Source organism: Micromonospora sp. SCSIO 07396 (assembly GCF_053667945.1).
Genome location: NZ_CM132210.1, coordinates 6,337,575 through 6,355,651, shown reverse-complemented (window position 1 = coordinate 6,355,651; position 18,077 = coordinate 6,337,575). Strand labels below are relative to the sequence as shown.

The window sequence follows — 18,077 nt, the reverse complement described above, 5'->3', positions numbered from 1 at the left end:
TCCCCGTTCAGGTGTCCAGGCCGCGCAGCACCAACGGGACGCGGGTCGCGCCGTCGTCGACGACCCGTACCGGGACGCCCCAGTCCTGGCGGGTCAGGTGGCAGGCGGCGTGCTCGACGTCGGCGTCGCAGGTGGCGGCCTGCGCGGTCACCTGGAGCACCCCCTGCGGCACGGCCGGGTCGACCACCAGCCGGCGGGACAGCTCGGTGCCGGTGCCCGCCCCCTCAATGAGCAGCTCCGGCGGTGAGGCCGAGACGACCAGCCGGGTCGACGGCCCGTACGTCTCATCCAGCTTCTGCCCCGGCGCCGGCGTGAAGATCACCTCCAGGGTCACCTCGCCGGCCGCGACGTCGGTGGGTTTACGCTCCAGCCGGTGCCGGGGACCGTCCACGGTGTCCGCCCCGGCAGCGGTCAACGCGCCCGGGGCGACCCGGGTCAACCGGTGCGCCGCCGACTCCACCACCAGCACCCCGCCGTCGGCGGTGAGCACCAGGTCACTCGGCTCGGCCAGCCCGTCGGCCACCGTGGCGACCAGGCCGGTCGCCGGGTCGAAGCGGCGGACCGCGCCGTTGTAGGTGTCGGCGATCAGCACCGAGCCGTCGGGCAGCGCACACACCCCCAACGGATGCTGGAGCAACGCCCGGTCGGCCGGCCCGTCCACGTGCCCGAAGTCGAACAGCCCCTGCCCGACGGCGGTGCCGAGCACGCCGTTCTGCACGTACCGGATGGCGCTGGTCTCACTGTCGGCCACCCACAGCCGCGCGCCGTCGGCCGAGACGGACAGGCCGGACGGCTGGGCCAGCCACGCCTCGGTCAGTGGACCGTCGCGCAGCGCCTCGACCGTGGTGCCCGCCCACATGCCGGCGGTCCGCTTGATCGGGTCGAACCACCAGAGCTGGTGGATGCCGGCCATCGCCACGATGACCGTGTCGTCGTACCAGGCCAGGTCCCAGGGGGAGGAGAGGTCGACGGAGCGCGCGTCGTGGGCGTGGTCGTCGACAGTGGAGCGCCACTGCCGGCCGGTGCCGGCCACCGTGGTCACCTCGCCGGTCTCCAGGCGTACGCCGCGCAGCAGGTGGTTGACCGTGTCGGCGACCAGCAGGTCGTAGCCGGCGACCTCGGCGACGTGCGCGGGCAGCAGGCAGAGCCCCTGCGGCTCGGCGAAACTGGCCGACCCGGCGGGGCCGTCGACCCGACCCCGCTCACCGGAACCGATCCGCCGGATCAGCGTCTCGCCGTCCGGGGCCAGCTCGACCAGGCTGTGCCGGGCCGAGTCGGAGACCAGCAGGTTGCCGCCGTCGAGCAGCACGGCCTTGCCGGGGAAGCGCAGCGTCGTCTCGGGTGGCGTCGGCGGCACGTACGGCCCGTCGCCCCGGTGCAGGGTGCCCTTGGCCTCGTGGGTGGCGATCAGGTCGTCGACCAGCCGGATCAGCCCCTCGGCGTGGCCCTCGCCGGCCATCGTGGCGACCACGTAACCCTCCGGGTCGACCACCGCCAGGGTGGGCCATGCCTTCGCCGCGTACTGCTGCCACATGTCCAGCTCGGGATCGTCGAGCACCGGGTGGTGCACGCCGTACCGTTCGACGGCGGCGGCCAACGCGGCCGGATCCTTCTCGTGCTCGAACTTCGGCGAGTGCACCCCGACGACGACCAGCACGTCGGCGTACTTCTCCTCAAGCGGGCGCAACTCGTCGAGCACGTGCAGGCAGTTGATGCAGCAGAAGGTCCAAAAATCTAACAAGGCGATCTTTCCCCGCAGGTCGGCGAGCCTCAGCTCCCGCCCACCGGTGTTCAACCAACCCCGACCACGCAACTCTGGTGCCCGTACCCGTGCGCTCATGCCCCCATCGTGCCGCACCGCCTGCCGAAGAGTCGCACGAAGGGCTCAGTGGTCGGGTGGCTGTGCCCAGGACAGGAAACGGTCGGTGAGATTGTTCGACCGGCCGCTGTCGAGCTGGGTGAGGTGATCCTCCGCCTCCCGTTGCAGCGTCGACAGCAGGGCCAGCAGAGCCGGCCGGTCGTCGGCGAACACGGTGAGCAGGGCGAGTTTCGCCTCCCCGCACGGCCACGGGTTCGCGTCGAGGCGGCACAGCCAGATCGGGCGCAGCGGCCGATGGGCGAGCCCGTCGAGCGGCGTCACGCCGGCACCGCCGAGCCGCGAGCTGCCGACCTGGTCGCTGCCCGTGGGGCGGGCGGCCGGGCCGCTGCCGGAGGCGGGGAGGGAAGCCAACGCACCCCGGCGCGGCGGACGTACAGCTCGCGCCGTCGTCGGGCCAGGCCGTCCGGCCCCAGCTCGTACGCCTCGATCCAGGTCCAGCCGTCGTACGTGTGGCGGTCGGTCAGCTCGCGGATCACCCGCACCGTGATCGGCCTGACGAACTGCGGGCTGGCCTCGCGGGTCAGGTGGACCAGGTCGCCGCCCCTTAGTCTCGGTTCCCTCATCGCCCCGGCCCTCGGTTCCGGCTCTCCGTCCAGCGACCCGCCAAGACGACGTTCGTCATCCGGCCCGGTCCCCGGTAGGGCGGGATGAACGGCCCGATCGGGCCGGGGACGATCGGTGGCGCGGGCGGTGGTGGTGGGGGCGGCGGGGTTGGTTGGGGTTGGGGCTTCGGAGCGGGCTTCGGCTTGTCGTCCGTCGGCACGGTGGTCCCCTCTGTCCGATGTCAATGGGAGGAGGCCAGTGCCCCCCTCCGCCGAAACCGTTTCGTCGCAGCGGGCGTCAACAGCGGTTTCGTTGGTGGAACTCTCGTCGGCGAAGCCCTAGTCTCGGAAGCAAATCGGCCAACATGGAGAGCCACCGACAGGATGCGACACCGCTACTGAAGGCCGATTGACGTAAGTCCGTCGGGTATTGGGGGAGGCTTGGGGAATGTGAGCATGTCGGCGGCGGAGATCCTGCTCGACGAGTTGCGCCATGCTCGGACGTCGCGGGGAATGAACCAAGGTGAGTTCGGCAAGTTCATCCGCTACTCGGGCACACACGTCAGCGCGGTAGAGACGGGCACTCGTCCGCCCACAGAGCACTACGTGGCGGCGATCGACAAGGCGCTCAGGACGGGTGGCATGTTCGGGCGACTTCTGGAAAGACTCGCAGCGCTCGACATGGCTCCGGTATGGCTACGTGAGTGGATCAACTTCGAAGATCAGGCCAAGGCCCTGCGATGGTACGAGCCAGCATTCGTCCCCGGCATCCTTCAGACGGAGACGTACGCGCAGGCGACGCTTCGGGCCAGCGGCCTACTCGGCGCTGAGGAAGTCTCTCACCGAGTCCGGTCCAGGATGGAGCGCCAGTCGATCCTGAGTAGGGAGGACCCGCCGCACGTGGTGGTCGTTCTTGACGTGGCTGTGCTTCGCCGGACGGTCAACGGCGACCGGCCCCTGATGCGCGAGCAAGTTGATCACCTTGCTTCTGTCGCCGAACTCCCGCACGTCCAAATTCACATCGTCGCGGACGATGCCGGGCTCTACCCTGGCTTGCAAGGCGGCTTCATCCTCGCCACGATGCCTGATGAGACCACCGTCGGCCACATCGATCATCAGGTGAGATCGCAGACCGTCAGCGGAAAAACCGAGATTGCTACGCTCCAGAAGACCTGGGAGGCGGTTCTGCGGGATGCGCTTCCCCGTAGGCCGTCTCTGAGTCTGATCAAGGAAATGGCGGAGAAATGGACATGACCGGCGCGCGATGGCGCAAGTCCACGAGGTCCGGCACCAACGGCGGCAACTGCGTCGAGGTGGCCGACAATCTGCGCGTTGTGGTCGGCGTACGGGACAGCAAGGACCCGAACGGCCCTGCTCTCGCCTTCACTCCCGAAGCTTGGCGGGCATTCGTCGCCCGAGTCCCTGATCGAGTCTGATCGACCGGCCACACGTCGCCCTGGCCGACCGGGCATCGTGACCCGGACGACGGCCGCCAGCGTCAGCGGTTCAGGTCGACGGTGACGGTGACCCGGCCCCGGTCGTCGCGGCGGGCCACCGCGTGCCCGGCCCGGTCGGCCCCGTCGAGGTTCAGCGAGATCGGGCCGCCCTCGCCCAGGAAGTTCCGCCACCACTGCTTGGCGTCGGGCATCGCGACCTGGATGACCACCGCGTCGCCGGTCTGCCGGTAGGCGACAGGCGTGCTGAACGTCCGCCCGGAACGGCGACCGGTGTAGGTGACCACGGCCAGGTGCCGCCGGAGGAACCGCCCCCAGCGTGGCGACGACCGCAGCGCCATGATCCGCGCGTTGAACGACCGCGCCAGTCCCGAAGGAAACGATCCGCGACCCATTCGGGCCCTCCATCGGTCGACATGAAAGCTTCACGCCGACCGTAACACTGCCCGGTCCCGCCGAACGTGAGTGCGGGCCGCGATTGCCGGCCGCCGCAGGGGCCGGGGGAGTGATACCGGCGTACACCGGTATGCCTGTCAGTCATATCTATGCCTGTCAGGAATACCGCTCTCCAGGTGAGGCATGGGTCGCCGCCGCCACGCCCGGCGGGGTGCCGCCGCCACGCCAGCGGGAAGGGCAAGAGGGCGGTCACGGGTGAGCCGCGCGGGCAGGGTGCGAACCCCACCCGCGCGGCCCCCGGACGGGACGGTCAGCAGCGACCGACCATCGTCTTCACGTCGTAGGTGGTGTTGACCCAGGTGTCGGCCACGTAGCCGGTCACGCCCGTCGCCGGGTTGGTGATCCGGTCCCAGGTGGACGACGGCCAGTAGCCGCCACTGACGTACTCGCCGAAGGTGTAGCAGGCGATCCGCACGGTGGTGCCGTAGGCGACGGAGCCGGCGATGCCGTAGGTGGTGCCCGGCCCGGTGCGGATGTTGAGCGACGGGTTGGCCAGGATCGTGCCCGTCACCGCCGGCGGGTCGCCGGTGCCACCCAGGCGGGCCACCGCCGCCTGCGCGGCAGACAGGTACGCGGCGTACGCCCCGTTGTTGTACGTCGACCAGGGCTGCCAGTTGCTGCCGCCGCTGGAGATGCTGTAGGCGGCGTTGGCGTTGCACTGGGCGTTGTAGGCGCAACTGTCGGTGACGGTGGGGTGGTAGCAGTTGTTGATCTGCCACAGCCCCCGGTCCAGCGAACCGTTCGAGCAACCGGCGGTGGGGCCGTTGCTGCCGACCGCCGACGGGTTGCAGGAGGACTCGGCCATCGCCACGGCCACGGCGGTGACCAGCGGGTTGTTGCGGAAGCCGGCGGCGTACGCCACCTGGGCGCACAGGTCGATACCGACCGCGTTGACGCCGACCCGGTTCGCCTTCGCGCCGATGGCGGGGCCACCGACACTGGCCGGCCTGGCCTGGTCGGCCGGGCGGGGGGCCGACGCGGCGTGGGCGGCCGGGCCGGTGGTGGCGGGTGCTGCGGTGGCGGGGGTGGGCATGACACCGACGCCGACGGCGGCGACCAGCGTCAGGCCGAGGGCCAGGCGCAGGGCACGCCGGGCCGCGCGGGTGGGAAGGGGGAGACGCATCAGGATCCTTTCAACGGACGACCGGGAGGGGAGCCGGGCAGGGTGGGGGCGTCAGCGCCCGGTCCACTCCGGGTCGGCGTAGGACCAGCCGAGGTACGGCGCACCCGGCCAGGTCTGCGAGACGCGGCGGACGGTGGCTGCCGAGGTGATGTAGTTGCCGTTGCCCTCGGAGAGCATCACGTGGCCGTAGTAGCCGTTGATCGACGCGGCGGCGTAGAAGACCAGCGCACCGGCCGGCGGGGTGCCCGTGGTGCGGATCATGCCGCGCGACAGCAGCGCGTTGTAGTGCACGATCGCCGAGGCGTAACCGCTGGCGGCCCGGCCGTAGGCGTGCCCGACGAAGTTGTCGCACCAGCCGTCCCACTGGTGGTTGGAGTCACCCAGGTCCCCGTTGGTGTACGCCTGGCCGATGACCGACCGGGCCCAGGCCATCGCCCGGTCCTCGCGGGTGCCGGTGGGCGGCGGGGTGGTGGAGCACTCCGGCTCGTTGGGCAGGTACTGGTTGAACCCCGGCGTGTTGGTGTAGTAGTCGCTGATCCAGCCGCTGGCCGGGGAGCTGATCCGGTGCCAGACGGAGTTGCCGGAGATGTTGCGCCCGCGTACCGCGCACTCGGCGACGAACCCGGTGCCGTCGGCAAGGAGCGCCACCGAGCCGGCGTTGGCGTCGTAGGGGCTGGTGCGCACCATCAGGCCGGCGCCGCCCGTGCCGGCGACGCTGTAGCCGGAGATGCCGGCGAACGACGGTGCGGCCGTGCCCACCAGGACCATCGCCGTGACGCCGCAGGCGGCGAGGACCCGTATGACGAACCTCGGCAGTGCTCGGCGGGGTGTGCGGCCCGGGGGGTTCGAGCCGTTCGGCTGGTACACGCGGTTCTCCTGTCGAGAGGTCGGCGCCGCACCGGAAGTGGTGCGGCGTACCCGTCGGACGGTGGTCCGTGCGATGCGGTATCCCCGGGGCGAATGTCGATTTCGAGCCGAACGGATGCGTGTCAGGCCCGACACTCGCCGTGAGATCATATTCACCGGCACCTATCCGGCGGGTGGCTGCTCCGGGGTCGATCCTGTCGTGGCACCCGCCTGTAAAGCACTGGCTTGACGTGCGTTGACACCAGGGTTTACACGCAGGGGGAGGGTCCATGACGGGTCGAAGCGGACGAGTCGGCGAGCAGGCTGCCGGCGATGCCCGGCACCACGAATTCATCGCTGATCTCGCCCGGCTCCGGCGCGATGCCGGGCAACCGTCGCTGCGCAGGATGTCGGCGACCGCCCACTACTCACACACCGCGCTGGCGGGGGTGCTCTCCGGCACCCGCCTGCCGTCGCTGGAGCTGACCCTGGCCTTCGTCCGGGCCTGCGGCGGCGACGAGGCGGCCTGGCGGGACCGGTGGCACCGGGAGGCCGCACCGGACCAGGCCAGCGGACCGGCCCCCGGCGGACCGGCAGCCGAACCACCGCAACGGTCCACAGCGGAGGTCCTGCGGTCACCGGCCCGACGCCCACCGGTGCCCCGCTGGGCACTGGTCGCCGCAGCCGGGCTCACCGTGGTCGTCGCCGGCTCGGTCGTACCGATGATCGCCGACCGGGAAACCCGGACGAACCGTCCGGCGGACCGGGCGGTCGACGCCTCCGGCCCGGCACCCGACGCCGCCGCACCCACCGCCGGCACGCCGGCCGCCGACGGGGCGGACCCGCAGGAGGAACGCTGCCAGGTCGACGCGGTCAGCGCGGAAACCGTCCCGGTGCCCGACCCCGACCCGACGCAGCCCTCCTACGGCAACCTGACCCTGCGCTACTCCCCGCGCTGCCAGGCGGCCTGGCCACTGTTCGTCTCCACCGAGCGGGTGCCGACCGGGGCGACCATCCGGCTGGCGGCCACCCGCCCCGCCGACGGCGCATCCAGCCGGTTCGACTATCCGTTCATGATCAAAAGTCAGGTGTACAGCGTGTTCGGCAACGTGCTGCGGACCACGAAGGGCTGCGTGTCGGTCACCGTCGACATCACCGCGGCCGACAACAGCAGCGTCCTGGCCAGCGCGCGTACCCCCTGCGTGCAGCTCGGGGCCCGGACATGACACTGCCCCCCGCGCCGGTGCGGAGGGCAGTGGTCGGCAGGTCGGTCAGACGTGCTGGGTCTCGGTCGTCGACGGGTGCAGCTCGGCGGTGGTCCCGGTGACGAAACGGCCGGTGCTCGCGCTGCGGTGGACCTCCTGGTCCCCGCCGCCGCCCACCTGCTCAGTGGTCGTGTGCCGGGGGTCCCGCTCGGTGGTGCCCTCCGTGACGAAACGGCCGCTGCGGGCGCTGCGGTTGACCTCGTTCTCGTTGCCTGCCATGGGGTGACCTCCTCGGGCTACGTCAATGTCCCCATAGACTGCCCAGTCCGTACGGCCCGAAACACCGACGGCGGGGACCCGGTCCACCCGGGCCCCCGCCGTCGGTACGTCGTTACTGGCCGGCCGGCTTCAGGCAGAGCACCCGGTCCACCCCGCCGCCCTGCAACACCACATGCGGCTGGGTCGGGTCGGTGCACTTCTCCTTGGCGTCCACCTTGGAGACGACAGTGAAGGCACCCTGCTCGTCGCAGCTCGCCGCGCTCGCGCCGGTGCCCGACTGCTTGACGCAGGAACCGATGGCCGGGTTGAAGGAGGCCGGCTCGGCATCGTCCGAGCCGATCTTGCCGAGGAGCATCAGCAGGCCCAGCGGGACGGCCAGGATCAGCACCGCCACGATCAGCACCAGCGCCAACACCCGCCCGTTGCGTACCTTCGGGGTGGGCTGCTCGGCCTTCTGCTCCGGCTCAGCCTCCGGCTTGAACGCCTCGAACCGCCCCTGCTCCTGCTCCGGCTCACCCGGCCAACCGGTGGAACCGGACGGCTGGCCACCCGGCCCGAACTGCTGACCGCCCGGCCCGTACTGCTGACCGGCGGGCGGGAACGGTGAGGCGTACCCACCGTGGGCCGGGTCGTGCGCCGGGTGGCCGTACCCCGGCACCGGTGCCGCACCGGCCGGCGCGCCGCTGGTCGGGCCGGCACCGAACGGCTCGGCCGGCCGGTCCGTCGGCCCGTGCGGACGGGTGCCGTTCATCGGCCGGTTGCTGCCCGCCGGGTCGGCGAAGGCGGGGATGCCGCCGCCGAACGCGGGGGGCGCGGCCGGCGGGGCGGACGACGGTGCGTCACCGCCGAAGCCGTGTTGCCGCTCCGGCTCGTCGAACCGGGGACCGTCGAACCGGGTCCGGTCCTGGTCGTCGAAGCGTTGCCGCTCCGGCTCGTCGAAGCGGGGCTGCTCGGGGCCGTCGAACCGGGCACGGTCCTGGTCGGCGAACCGGGCGTCGTGGTGCTCGGGCCGGCGGGAGTCGGGCTCGTCGGCCTCCTCCGGCGGCTCCGGACGGGCCGGTCGGCCGTACACCCGGGGTTGCGGGACGACCGGGCCACCCGGATGTGCCCCCTGGTCGCTCGGGGGGGCGACCCGGCTGGCCGTCGGCACCGACGCGCTGGCCGAGGCGCGGCCGACCGCACCCGGCTCCCCGGCATCGGCCGTCGGTACCGGTGCGCGGCCGGCACCCTCGGACTCGGGCGAGAGCCGAGGCGCGGGCAGTGCCGGGCCGGCCGGCAACTGCGGCTGCTCCGGCGCGCCCCAACCGGCCGCCTCCCGGCCGTGCGGCTGCTGCTCGCCGGGGCCACCGAACGGGGCCGGCGGGACGTAGTCGGCCGGCGGCGCAGCGGCCAGGCTGGCCCCCGGAACGCGCTGCTCCTGCGGCGGGAGCGGGACCATGTTGGCCGGGGAGATGCCGGGAGCCGGCCCCGGCTGGTAGATCGGCTGGTCGTCGCCACGCCGGGGCTCCCAGCCGCCCTCGGCCGGCTGACCGGCGGGTTCGGCGCGACCCCACGCCTGCTCGGGTGCCCACGGCTCGCCCTCCGGCACGACCGGGCGTTCGGCACCGGCCCACGGCGGCTGCTGGTGGTCGTTACCGGCCCAGGCGGGCGGACCGTCCGGTGCGGACGAGCGCGCGGGCTGCTCCGGTGCCGCCCAGCCGGCCCCGGACTCCGGGCGCTCCGGCGCCGGTACGGAGGCCGCACCCCGCTGCGCGGCCGGTGCCGGCCACTCCTGACCCGACGCCGGGTCGTCCTGACGCGACTGGTCGGCCCGGGCGGGCGCGCCGCCCGGCCAGCCGTCCGGGGTGGCCTGCTCGCGCTGACCCTCCCAGCGGGCGGTGGCAGGCTCGTCCGGTGCCCCCCACTGTGGCTGCCGGTCGCCCGGCGCGCCGTTCGGCCGGTCGGCGGACCGGCCGGAATCGTCCGGGCCGGGGCGGTTGGCGGCCCAGCCACCCGAGCGGGCCGGATCGTCCTCGGTGGACCAGCCCTCGGCTCCCGGGGTGGGGGCCGGCGACACGGGTGCGCCGGGGCGGCCGGCCTCCGGCTGCGGCCACGCCGCCGTCTGGTTCGTGGGCTCCGCCGGGGCCGGTACGGGCACCGAGGCGCGGCCGGCGGGGCGGGGCGCCTCGTCGGCGCGGGGCTGCCCGGCCGCCCATCCGCCGGAGGTGCCCGGGGCGTCCTGGGGGTTGGCCGGCCAGCCACCCCGGGCCGGATCCGCCCCGGCCCGGTCGTCGGCCGGCCAGCCGGCGGAACGGGTCGGCTCGTCCTGCTGCTGTGGACTTGGGGCGGTGCCCCAGCCGTTGGCGCCCGGCGCGGTTTCCCGGGCCGGCGGGTCCTGACCGGACCAACCGGCGGGGGAGGTCGGCGCGGGGTCGGCCGGCGGGGACCAACCGCCGCCGGCCGGGTTGTCAGGCTGCGGGACGCGGGCGGCACCCCGGGCACCGGCCTCGGGTTGCGCCCAGGCGGGTGCGGGTTGCTCGGCCTGCGGCCAGCCGGGCTCGCGCGACGGCGTCCAGCCGGGCTGCGGCGCGGCGTCGGGCTTCCCGGCGGCCGGCGCGGTGGCCCAGGCCGGCTGCTCGGGCTGCCCGGCCCAGGCGGGCTGCGGCGGGCCGGCCGGCGGGTTCCACGCCTCGGTGGACGGTGCCGCGCCGGGCGGCGGGGTCCACGCCTCGGTCGGCTCGGACTGCTGCGGAACCTGTGCGCCGCCCCAGGCCGCCGGCTGATCGGGTGCCGACCAGGACGGACCGGGCGGGTTGGCCCGGCCGGTGGGGGGTGGTGGGGCCCAGCCGAGGTCGGGGGTGGCGGGGACGCCGTACCCCGGATCCTGCTGCGGTTGCCGGTCGCCGTACGGCGCCGGTCCACCGGAGCCCGGCGGCGCCTCGCCCGGCTCCTGGCCGGGACGGTGCTGGCCCTCGGACGTCATGGGTGCGCCTCCTCCATCACATGTCGGCCGCCGATGCCGTCCGTCCGGTCGGCCGTGTCGCCGGTGCCCGGCGGTTCGGCCGTGCGGTCTCCCCGCACGGTATCCGGTACGCGCGCGCGGCCCCCATGCAGCACCGGCCGTCACTCCGCGTCATCGGACGGTGTCGATCAGCTTCCCTTGGGCGCGATCGGTGTCCGGGTCGGCGGGTGGCGACCGGAACCACCGTACCGGGCGTCGTGGCGGGGTGGAATCCCGGTCTCAACGGGTCCGGAACGCCGATGACCCGCCCGGGGCCCGGGCGGGTCATCGATCTGGAGGAGGGAGAGGAAAGTAGGTGCCGGGTCAGCTCATGTGACGCTGGGCGATCGCGAGGATCTCCTCGCGGACCGCCGGCGAGTTGGCGGAGCGCAGCGCGTGCTCGATGGCACGGGCCCGACGGTTGGCGTCACGACGGGTGCGGATTCGCTCGATCATGCTCATGGTGGTCTCTCCTCCGGCTATTCGGTTGTCAGCCCCTTGATGACTCCATTCAACACCCATCGGGCGGCGATCGCCATCGATTATTAGGTGAGCTGCAACACGGGCCTAAGGATCGTAGGTCAAAGAGCGATCTGGGCCACTCTTTCTTCCCCCAACGGCAACGGCCGGTGTGCCGGGCGTTCACCCAGGGCACACCGGCCGTCGCCGGACGTCACAGGTCAGGTCCAGGCGAGCAACGCCGCCTCCGGGTCGGCGAGGAAGTCCCCGATGTCCCGCAGGAACTTCGACCCCAGCTCGCCGTCGATGATCCGGTGGTCGAAGGAGAGCCCCAGGGTGGTCACCTGACGCGGCCTGACCTTGCCCTTGTGGACCCACGGCAGCTCACGGACCGCGCCGAAGGCCAGGATCGCCGACTCGCCGGGCGGCAGGATCGGGGTGCCGGTGTCCACTCCGAACACCCCGACGTTGGTGATCGTCAGGGTGCCGCCGGACATGTCCGCCGGGGAGGTCTTCCCCGCCTTGGCCGTCTGCACCAGACCGGTCAGCGCATCCGCCAGCTCACGCAGCGTGAGCCGGCCCGCGTCCTTGATGTTCGGCACGATCAGGCCCCGCTCGGTGGCCGCCGCGATGCCCAGGTTGACGTACTCCTTGACGACGATCTCGTCGCCGGCCCAGGTCGAGTTGACCATCGGGTGCCGCCGGACCGCCAACAGCACCGCCTTGGCGACCAGCAGCAACGGCGAGACCCGCACGTCGCGCCAGTCCCGCCGTTCGCGCAGCCGGTCCAGCGCCTTCATCGTCCGGGTCACGTCCACGGTCAGGAACTCCGTGACGTGCGGGGCGGTGAACGCCGAACGGGACATGTTCTCGGCGGTGAGCTTGCGGACCCCCTTGACCGGGATGCGCTGCTCGCGGTCCGCGCCGAAGCTAGCGCCCGAGGTGACCGGTGCCGCCGCCAGTGGCTCGGCCACCGCCGTGCTCCCGGCCACCGCCCGCTGGACGTCCTCCCGGGTGATCGACCCCAGCGGCCCCGACCCCACCAGCGCACCCAGATCGACCCCGAGATCCTTGGCGAGCTTGCGTACCGGCGGCTTCGCCAGCACCGGACCACCCGTGCTCGGTCGATCATGGACTCGTGGTGCCGGATTTGCGGCTACAGGGGCGCTTTTGCCCCCCACCACAACTCCATGATCGACGGGGGCGGGGGCGGGGGTGGGAGTGGGGGTGGGGGTGGGGGGGCGGCGGGGGCGGCGTTTGGCGGGGGTGGTGCGGGGGCCGTAGCCGACGAGGACGGCGGTGCGGCCGCCCGGGGTTACGCCGCCGATCAGGCCGGGTTCGACCATGCCCTCGGGCGGGGCTATCTGGACTGCGGCCAGGGAGGCGGGCGAGGGGGTGGGCAGGTCGGACGTGGCGGCGGAGGTCGTCGACTCCGGCACCGGGCCGGCGCCGGGGTCGGTGTCGATCGCGATGATCGGGGTGCCGACCTCGACGGTGCTGCCCTCCGGGTGGAAGATCGAGCGCACCTCACCGGCCCACTTCGCCGGGATCTCCACGGCCGCCTTGGCTGTCTCCACCTCGACGATCGGCTGGTTCAGCTCGATGACGTCACCCACCTTGACCAGCCAGGCGAGGATCTCGCCCTCGGTCAGGCCCTCGCCCAGGTCGGGCAGGTTGAACTCCTTGATCCGGGACATCGCGCTCACCAGCCGAAGGTGCGGTCGACGGCGTCGAGCACCCGGTCGAGGTCGGGCAGGTACTCCTCCTCCACCCGGCTGGCCGGGTAGGGGGTGTCGAAGCCGGTGACCCGCAGCACCGGGGACTCCAGGGAGTAGAAGCACTCCTCGGTGATCCGCGCTGCGATCTCCGAGCCCAGCCCCAGGTTGCCCGGGGCTTCGTGGACGACCACGCACCGGCCGGTGCGCCGCACCGACTCGTAGACGGCGGTCAGGTCCAGCGGGGAGAGCGTACGCAGGTCGACGACCTCCAGCTCCCGGCCGTCCTCGGCGGCGGCGGTCGCCGCGTCCAGCGCGGTGCGCACCATCGGGCCGTACGCCAACACTGTCGCATCGGTGCCCGGCCGCACCACCCGGGCGGCGTGCAACGGGTACGCCCCGGACAGCGGGGCGTCCAGGTCGACCGGACCCTTCTCCCAGTAGCGGCGCTTGGGCTCCAGGAAGACGATCGGGTCGTCCGAGGCGATGGCCTGCTGGATCATCACGTACGCGTCCTGCGGGTTGGCGCAGGTCACCACCTTCAGCCCGGCGGTGTGCGCGAAGTACGCCTCCGGCGACTCGGAGTGGTGCTCCACCGCACCGATGCCGCCGCCGTAGGGGATCCGGATCACCATCGGGATGGTGACCTTGCCCTGCGAGCGGTAGTGCATCTTGGCCACCTGCGACACGATCTGGTCGTACGCCGGGTAGACGAAGCCGTCGAACTGGATCTCGCAGATCGGCCGGAAACCCCGGATGGCCAAGCCGACGGCGGTGCCGATGATGCCGGACTCGGCCAGCGGGGTGTCGATCACCCGCTGGTCGCCGAAGTCCTTCTGCAACCCGTCGGTGATCCGGAAGACGCCGCCGAGCTTGCCGACGTCCTCGCCCATGATGACGACCTTCGGGTCGTTCTCCAGGGCCCGGCGCAGGCCGGTGTTGAGGGCCTTGCCGAGGGTGAGCGTCTCCGTGGCCATCAGTGCGCGCTCCCCTCGAACGACTCCGAGTACCTGCTGAACTGGTCCCGCTGGGCGTCCAACTCGGGCGAGCCGTGCGGGTAGACGTGGTCGAACATGCTGACCGGCTGCGGGTCGGGCATGTTCAGCACCCGTTCGCGCAGGTGCACCGCCTCGGTGCGGGCCTGCTCGTCGACCTCGGCGAAGAAGTCGGCGTCGGCGATCTGTTGCCTGTCGAGGAACGCCTTCATCCGGGCGATCGGGTCCTTGGCCTGCCAGGCCTCGACCTCGCTGGCGATCCGGTAACGGGTCGGGTCGTCGGAGGTGGTGTGCGCGCCCATCCGGTAGGTGTACGCCTCGATCAGGCTGGGCCCCTGGCCGAGCCGGGCGTTGTCCAGCGCGTGCCGGGTCACCGCGTACGAGGCGAGCACGTCGTTGCCGTCGACCCGGACGCCGGGGAAGCCGAAACCGCCGGCCCGCCGGTAGAGCGGGACCCGGGTCTGGCGTTCCAGCGGCTCGGAGATGGCGTACTGGTTGTTCTGGCAGAAGAAGACCAGGGGGGCGTTGAAGACGCTGGCCCAGACGAACGCCTCGTTGACGTCGCCCTGGCTGGTGGCGCCGTCGCCGAAGTAGGCGATCACCGCCTCGCCGTCCTCGGTGCCGGTCTTGCCGTCCATGTGGACGCCCATGGCGTACCCGGTGGCGTGCAGGGTCTGCGCCCCGATGACGATCGTGTACATGTTGAACTTGAACTCGTTCGGGTCCCAGCCGCCCTGGTCGACGCCGCGGAACAGGCCGAGCGGCATGATCGGGTCGATGCCCCGGCAGTAGAGGACGCCGTGTTCCCGGTAGGTCGGGAAGGCCATGTCCTGGCTGCGCAGCGCCCGCCCGGAGCCGACCTGGGCGGCCTCCTGGCCGAGCAGCGAGGCCCACAGGCCCAGCTCGCCCTGCCGCTGCAACGCGGTCGCCTCGGCGTCGAGCTTTCGTACCAGCACCAGGTCGCGGTAGAGGCCGCGGTACTCGTCGTCGGTGAAGTCGACGCGGTACTCGGTGCCGTCCGGGCCGGTCGCGCTCTCGATCCGCTCGCCGGCCGGGGTGAGCAGCTGTACGAGTTCCGGCTCGCCGGTCGCGGCCCGTCGGGACCGGGGTGCGGCTCGCCGGCCGCGACTGGAGACCGCAGGGTCGCCCTTTGCCATCCGTCTCTCCCTGTCGTGTCTGTGCCCGAGCCGGGGGGTCACCCGTCCGCGCACAACGTGCGCCGGCCCGGCTGTTGCCGGACTGGTTCCTGGCTGTCGTGCCTAGCCCCGGTAGGGGTTGCCGCACGACCTGAGCCGGATCCATGGGTCGAACCCGGTTCGGGAGCGTCGGCCACCAGCCACGCCTGCCACGGGGTGCGCGGAGGGGCGGCTGCGTTGCCGTCGTGCCTGAATGATTGCAGAGGAGGTGAGCGGCCCCACAGTATGGCCCTCCCATCGGTGGTGGCATGTCCGCTTGGTGACCCGTGGACTTTTTTGTCGCCGCGCGGCGCGGCGCGGTGCCGCGCGGCACCGCGCCTACATCGCCCGCGCTGCCACCGGACTGTCGTCGTCGGACCGGTCGGGTGACGGACTTTTTGTGTGTCGACACGCGGTGGTGCCTGGTGAACTGGGCGTCACTGGGTCAAGCTGACCGGTACCGGTGGGCGTTTGGAGAATAATGTCCGTTCTGCTCCGTGCTGCCCGCCGACGAACACGTGCAGGTCGACGAGGGGGTGTGCGGTGTCCGAGCCAGGTGACGGTCCTCCGATCCCCCTGCTCGGGCGGCACCGGGCCGGCGGCGGCAGCTACCGGCGGATGATCGGCGTCCACCGGGCCCCGGGCCCGGGCGGGCAGCACCGGGGCTATCTGTTCACCGTCGCCCTGCTCGCCGGGGCCGCCTCCATGCCGGTCCTCGCCGCGATCAGCGCCGGCTCCGCCACCGTGGGCAGCACCGCGCTGCCGGACGGCGGTACCCCGTTCCTGCCCACCCCGTCGGTCGGCCCGGTCGTCGTTCCGGTGCCCGCCACCGGCCAACCGGCCCTGCCGCCGATCGCCCCGACCGACGCACCCCCGCCAGCCACGCCGGCCCCCGTCGCGGGCACCGGCGGCACCGGTGCCACCCACCGTCCCGCGCCGCCCCCGGCGGCCCCCGCCGGCACCCCCCGTCCCGTCCCCCGGACGCACGCGCCGGCCGCCCCGGCCCACCCCACCCCCACCTCGCCGAGCCCGAGTACCGCGCCGAGCCCGAGCGCGGAACCAAGCCCGAGCGCCGAACCGAGCGCCGAGCCGACGGCCACCTTCTCCGAACCGCCGCCGGACCCGTCGCCGACGTCGGCCCCCTCGGACACCCCCACGCCGGTACCCACGCCCGAGCCGACCCCCGGCCCGACGGCGACCCTGGAACCCGACCCGACGCCGGGGCCCACGGTCGGACCGTGCCCCACCGTCACGGTCACCGTGGTCCCCACCCCGCGCCCCCGGCCCACCGTGACGGCCATCCCGACCCGCGCCCCCCGTCCCGCCCGGCTGCGCGACGACGCCCGCCCGGTGCCGCGCGTCGGGCCGGCCCCCGCCCGGGTGTCGGCCGCCCGCCCGTCGACGACCCCGGCCCCCGCGCCGCAGACGCCCGCGGTACCCGCGCTGACCAGCCACGACGGCACCGACCCGGACGGTACGGTGACGAACGACGCCGGCTGAACCGCCCACGGTGCGGACACCGCCGGCCGATCACCCCGGCGCGACGGACCGGCCGGCACGACCTGCGGGGGCGGAACGCTGAGTACGCGCGACGAGGGTGACCGGTCGGCGGGCGACCCCGGGCCCTCCCCGACCCGCGACGTCCCGCCCCGCCCCGACCCGGTCCCCGTCGGGCCGGCGGGGGCGGCGACCCGGGTGGCCCGGTGGGTGACCGAGGTGACCGCACCGGCCGTGCTGGTCACCGGGCTGACCGTGGTGATCGGCTGGCACGGCGCGGGTGGCGTCCGGGGGCTGGCCTGGGGGTTGCTCGCCACGGTCTTCGCCGCCGGCATCCCGTTCGTGTACGTCCTGCGCGGGGTGCGGCGGGGCCGGCTCACCGACCACCACATCGGGCGGCGCGAGCAGCGCCGGGTGCCGCTGTTGTTCGGGTTGGTGTCGGCCGCCGCCGGGCTGGCCCTGCTCGCGGCGCTCGGTGCGCCGCGTCCGGTGCTGGCCCTGGTCGCCACCGGGGTGGTCGGCCTGGTGGTGGCGGTGTCGGTCAGCCACCTGTGGAAGATGTCGATCCACTCGGCGGTGGCCGCCGGCACGCTCGTGGTGCTGGTGCTCACCTTCGGCCCCCGGCTGCTACCGGCCGTTGCGCTGCTCGGCCTGGTCGGCTGGTCCCGGGTCCGGCTGCGCGACCACACCGTCGCGCAGGTCGTGGCCGGCGGGCTGGTGGGTGCCCTGGTGGCCGGGCTGGTCTTCGCGGCACTCTCCTGACCCCCGGGCCGGCGGGGGGCGGTCAGGACCCGGGGCGGAGCATGGGCGGGTGGAGCCGGGTCGCCGGGCCCCGGCGGAACAGTTGGGCGGGTCGCCCCCGGTCGCCCTCGGTGGCGCGGCCGACGGGGCTGACGAAGCCGGGGGTGCCGGTGACCTTGCGGTGGAAGTTGCGCGGGTCCAGCCGGGTCCCCCAGACCGTCTCGTAGACCGCCCGCAGTTGCGCCACGGTGAACTCGGGTGGGCAGAACGCCCCGGCCAGCGGGGTGTACTCCAGCTTCGCGCGGGCCCGCTCCAGGCCGTCGGCGACGATCAGGTCGTGGTCGAAGGCGAGCTGGCCGGGGGCGAGCCGGGTGACCGGCACCCACTCGGCCGAGGCGGCGTCCGACCCGGCGACCGGGGTGGGCAGGTCGGGTAGCAGCGCCAGCCAGGCCACGGTGACCACCCGCCCGCGCGGGTCCCGGCCGGGCCGGCCGTACGTGCCGAGCTGTTCCAGGTGACCGACCGGCTCCGGCAGCCCGGTCTCCTCGGTCAGTTCCCGGGCGGCGGCGTCGGGCAGGTCCTCGTCGACGCCGACGAAGCCGCCCGGCAGCGCCCACCGGCCCCGGTCCGGCGGGATGCCCCGGCGGACGAGCAGCAGGTGCAGCGCGTCGGCACGCACGGTGAGCACCACCAGGTCGACGGTCACGGCGATGGACGGGTAGTCGGTCACG

Annotated in this window: 18 protein-coding genes; 5 read left to right on the top strand and 13 right to left on the bottom strand. The window is 73.3% G+C overall.

Annotated features, from left to right (window positions below):
• Positions 1-7: 7 nt before the first annotated feature.
• Genes ACWCHM_RS27995 through ACWCHM_RS27985 form a run of 3 tightly spaced genes read right to left on the bottom strand, consistent with a single transcriptional unit; the run spans position 8 to position 2,442 of the window.
• On the bottom strand, positions 8-1,840 hold the full coding sequence (locus ACWCHM_RS27995) for an NHL domain-containing thioredoxin family protein (protein WP_454220452.1): 1,833 nt from the start codon (positions 1,838-1,840) through the stop codon (positions 8-10).
• A gap of 45 nt (positions 1,841-1,885) precedes the next feature.
• Positions 1,886-2,140, bottom strand: coding sequence for a flavin reductase (locus ACWCHM_RS27990; protein WP_204958454.1), 255 nt, complete (start codon positions 2,138-2,140; stop codon positions 1,886-1,888).
• Positions 2,137-2,442 (bottom strand): hypothetical protein, encoded by a 306-nt coding sequence (locus tag ACWCHM_RS27985; protein ID WP_421489725.1) that lies wholly within the window; start codon positions 2,440-2,442, stop codon positions 2,137-2,139. Before ACWCHM_RS27985 ends, ACWCHM_RS27990 begins: the two co-directional genes overlap by 4 nt.
• Before the next feature lie 435 nt (positions 2,443-2,877).
• Here ACWCHM_RS27985 and ACWCHM_RS27980 point away from each other — a divergent pair, with 435 nt between their 5' ends.
• A complete protein-coding gene (locus tag ACWCHM_RS27980; RefSeq protein WP_421489724.1) occupies positions 2,878-3,675 on the top strand; it encodes a helix-turn-helix domain-containing protein in 798 nt (265 codons plus the stop codon).
• Positions 3,666-3,857 carry a DUF397 domain-containing protein gene (locus ACWCHM_RS27975; protein WP_204925605.1) on the top strand — a complete coding sequence of 64 codons (192 nt, stop codon included), beginning with the start codon at positions 3,666-3,668 and terminating at the stop codon, positions 3,855-3,857. The genes ACWCHM_RS27980 and ACWCHM_RS27975 overlap by 10 nt, the downstream gene beginning before the upstream one ends.
• Positions 3,858-3,919: 62 nt before the next feature.
• On the opposite strand, the gene ACWCHM_RS27970 is transcribed toward ACWCHM_RS27975, so the two are convergent.
• The 3 genes from ACWCHM_RS27970 to ACWCHM_RS27960 all read right to left on the bottom strand — a co-directional run bounded on the left by ACWCHM_RS27970 (position 3,920) and on the right by ACWCHM_RS27960 (position 6,321).
• Entirely contained in the window at positions 3,920-4,270 is a 351-nt protein-coding gene (locus ACWCHM_RS27970) for a hypothetical protein (protein WP_421489723.1), read from the bottom strand.
• A 311-nt stretch (positions 4,271-4,581) separates the two neighbouring features.
• A complete protein-coding gene (locus ACWCHM_RS27965) occupies positions 4,582-5,454 on the bottom strand; it encodes a transglycosylase SLT domain-containing protein (RefSeq protein WP_204958459.1) in 873 nt (290 codons plus the stop codon).
• A 51-nt stretch (positions 5,455-5,505) separates the two neighbouring features.
• Positions 5,506-6,321 carry a hypothetical protein gene (locus ACWCHM_RS27960; protein WP_281901492.1) on the bottom strand — a complete coding sequence of 272 codons (816 nt, stop codon included), beginning with the start codon at positions 6,319-6,321 and terminating at the stop codon, positions 5,506-5,508.
• Between the two features lie 269 nt (positions 6,322-6,590).
• On the opposite strand from ACWCHM_RS27960, the gene ACWCHM_RS27955 reads away from it, so the two are divergent.
• Complete coding sequence (locus ACWCHM_RS27955) at positions 6,591-7,526, top strand: DUF2690 domain-containing protein (protein WP_281901490.1); 936 nt, start codon at positions 6,591-6,593, stop codon at positions 7,524-7,526.
• A 45-nt stretch (positions 7,527-7,571) separates the two neighbouring features.
• On the opposite strand, the gene ACWCHM_RS27950 is transcribed toward ACWCHM_RS27955, so the two are convergent.
• From ACWCHM_RS27950 to pdhA, 6 genes are all read right to left on the bottom strand, one after another.
• Positions 7,572-7,784 (bottom strand): hypothetical protein, encoded by a 213-nt coding sequence (locus tag ACWCHM_RS27950; protein ID WP_204958462.1) that lies wholly within the window; start codon positions 7,782-7,784, stop codon positions 7,572-7,574.
• Between the two features lie 112 nt (positions 7,785-7,896).
• Entirely contained in the window at positions 7,897-10,746 is a 2,850-nt protein-coding gene (locus tag ACWCHM_RS27945) for an LppU/SCO3897 family protein (protein ID WP_454220449.1), read from the bottom strand.
• 342 nt (positions 10,747-11,088) lie between these two features.
• A complete protein-coding gene (locus ACWCHM_RS27940) occupies positions 11,089-11,226 on the bottom strand; it encodes a hypothetical protein (protein ID WP_168222356.1) in 138 nt (45 codons plus the stop codon).
• 218 nt (positions 11,227-11,444) lie between these two features.
• Complete coding sequence (locus ACWCHM_RS27935) at positions 11,445-12,920, bottom strand: dihydrolipoamide acetyltransferase family protein (RefSeq protein ID WP_454223196.1); 1,476 nt, start codon at positions 12,918-12,920, stop codon at positions 11,445-11,447.
• A gap of 5 nt (positions 12,921-12,925) precedes the next feature.
• The gene (locus ACWCHM_RS27930; RefSeq protein WP_204958464.1) at positions 12,926-13,915 is read right to left on the bottom strand and encodes an alpha-ketoacid dehydrogenase subunit beta; all 990 of its coding nucleotides are present in this window, start codon (positions 13,913-13,915) and stop codon (positions 12,926-12,928) included.
• Positions 13,915-15,090 (bottom strand): pyruvate dehydrogenase (acetyl-transferring) E1 component subunit alpha, encoded by a 1,176-nt coding sequence (pdhA, locus tag ACWCHM_RS27925; RefSeq protein ID WP_281901483.1) that lies wholly within the window; start codon positions 15,088-15,090, stop codon positions 13,915-13,917. Before pdhA ends, ACWCHM_RS27930 begins: the two co-directional genes overlap by 1 nt.
• A 561-nt stretch (positions 15,091-15,651) precedes the next feature.
• Between pdhA and ACWCHM_RS27920 the strand changes: the two genes are divergently transcribed.
• Entirely contained in the window at positions 15,652-16,608 is a 957-nt protein-coding gene (locus ACWCHM_RS27920) for a hypothetical protein (RefSeq protein WP_454220447.1), read from the top strand.
• A 216-nt stretch (positions 16,609-16,824) separates the two neighbouring features.
• Positions 16,825-17,367: a phosphatase PAP2 family protein gene (locus ACWCHM_RS27915; protein WP_281901479.1), complete on the top strand. Its 543-nt coding sequence runs from the start codon at positions 16,825-16,827 to the stop codon at positions 17,365-17,367.
• Between the two features lie 22 nt (positions 17,368-17,389).
• Here ACWCHM_RS27915 and ACWCHM_RS27910 read toward each other — a convergent pair whose 3' ends face one another.
• A complete protein-coding gene (locus ACWCHM_RS27910) occupies positions 17,390-18,076 on the bottom strand; it encodes an NUDIX hydrolase (RefSeq protein ID WP_281901477.1) in 687 nt (228 codons plus the stop codon).
• Position 18,077 lies beyond the last annotated feature (1 nt).

Bases quoted from the DNA above. Each gene is read 5' to 3' on its own strand.
- ACWCHM_RS27995 (WP_454220452.1), bottom strand. From the start codon at position 1,840: ATGAGCGCACGGGTACGGGCACCAGAGTTGCGTGGTCGGGGTTGGTTG.
- ACWCHM_RS27975 (WP_204925605.1), top strand. From the start codon at position 3,666: ATGGACATGACCGGCGCGCGATGGCGCAAGTCCACGAGGTCCGGCACC.
- ACWCHM_RS27955 (WP_281901490.1), top strand. From the start codon at position 6,591: ATGACGGGTCGAAGCGGACGAGTCGGCGAGCAGGCTGCCGGCGATGCC.
- ACWCHM_RS27950 (WP_204958462.1), bottom strand. From the start codon at position 7,784: ATGGCAGGCAACGAGAACGAGGTCAACCGCAGCGCCCGCAGCGGCCGT.
- ACWCHM_RS27930 (WP_204958464.1), bottom strand. From the start codon at position 13,915: ATGGCCACGGAGACGCTCACCCTCGGCAAGGCCCTCAACACCGGCCTG.
- pdhA (WP_281901483.1), bottom strand. From the start codon at position 15,090: ATGGCAAAGGGCGACCCTGCGGTCTCCAGTCGCGGCCGGCGAGCCGCA.
- ACWCHM_RS27935 (WP_454223196.1), bottom strand. From the start codon at position 12,920: ATGTCCCGGATCAAGGAGTTCAACCTGCCCGACCTGGGCGAGGGCCTG.
- ACWCHM_RS27945 (WP_454220449.1), bottom strand. From the start codon at position 10,746: ATGACGTCCGAGGGCCAGCACCGTCCCGGCCAGGAGCCGGGCGAGGCG.
- ACWCHM_RS27940 (WP_168222356.1), bottom strand. From the start codon at position 11,226: ATGAGCATGATCGAGCGAATCCGCACCCGTCGTGACGCCAACCGTCGG.
- ACWCHM_RS27965 (WP_204958459.1), bottom strand. From the start codon at position 5,454: ATGCGTCTCCCCCTTCCCACCCGCGCGGCCCGGCGTGCCCTGCGCCTG.
- ACWCHM_RS27980 (WP_421489724.1), top strand. From the start codon at position 2,878: ATGTCGGCGGCGGAGATCCTGCTCGACGAGTTGCGCCATGCTCGGACG.
- ACWCHM_RS27985 (WP_421489725.1), bottom strand. From the start codon at position 2,442: ATGAGGGAACCGAGACTAAGGGGCGGCGACCTGGTCCACCTGACCCGC.
- ACWCHM_RS27970 (WP_421489723.1), bottom strand. From the start codon at position 4,270: ATGGGTCGCGGATCGTTTCCTTCGGGACTGGCGCGGTCGTTCAACGCG.